Source organism: Aliivibrio finisterrensis (assembly GCF_008933155.1).
Classification (GTDB): domain Bacteria; phylum Pseudomonadota; class Gammaproteobacteria; order Enterobacterales; family Vibrionaceae; genus Aliivibrio; species Aliivibrio finisterrensis.
Window position 1 is genome coordinate 1 of sequence record NZ_WBVP01000096.1, and the last position, 487, is coordinate 487.

The following is a 487-nucleotide window of genomic DNA, read 5'->3' on the forward strand; positions in this document are numbered from 1 at the left end:
TCGATGATTACACCAATGCAGGCGTGACCTCGGTAAACAGTAATATTCTGAGCCATCTAAACAGTCATCTAGATAAAGAAAAACGTGAAGGGCTAACCCATTATCTCAAAGCTTCTAATGTGCATGAAAATGATTACTACGGTTGGCCAACGGCGATATCAGACGATGGCTTGACGGTGGCGGTACTTGGGCGAGATGCGCCGACCACCAGTTCAGCCACTGATGATGGTGGCGCGATTTATATTTATCGCCGCGCAGGGGCATCATGGCAAGAAGTGAAGATTTTACGCACTAATCAAACCACTTATCATGCCAGTGATATGGTCATGAGTGGTGATGGAAAACGTGTGGTGATGATGGGTCCTACCATGGCGTATGTGTTTGATGTTGCTATGGTGGCTGGAGAGCCTGATTGGAGTGGCAGTTGGACGATGACGTCAATCAATCATAGCATCACTGATAGCTCTAATTACGGTGCGATAAGTGC

General features: G+C 47.0%; 1 pseudogene. It reads left to right on the forward strand.

Features of this window, described 5'->3' with window-relative positions:
• A pseudogene (locus F8B77_RS17715) lies at positions 1-487 on the forward strand (hypothetical protein); the annotation flags it as partial.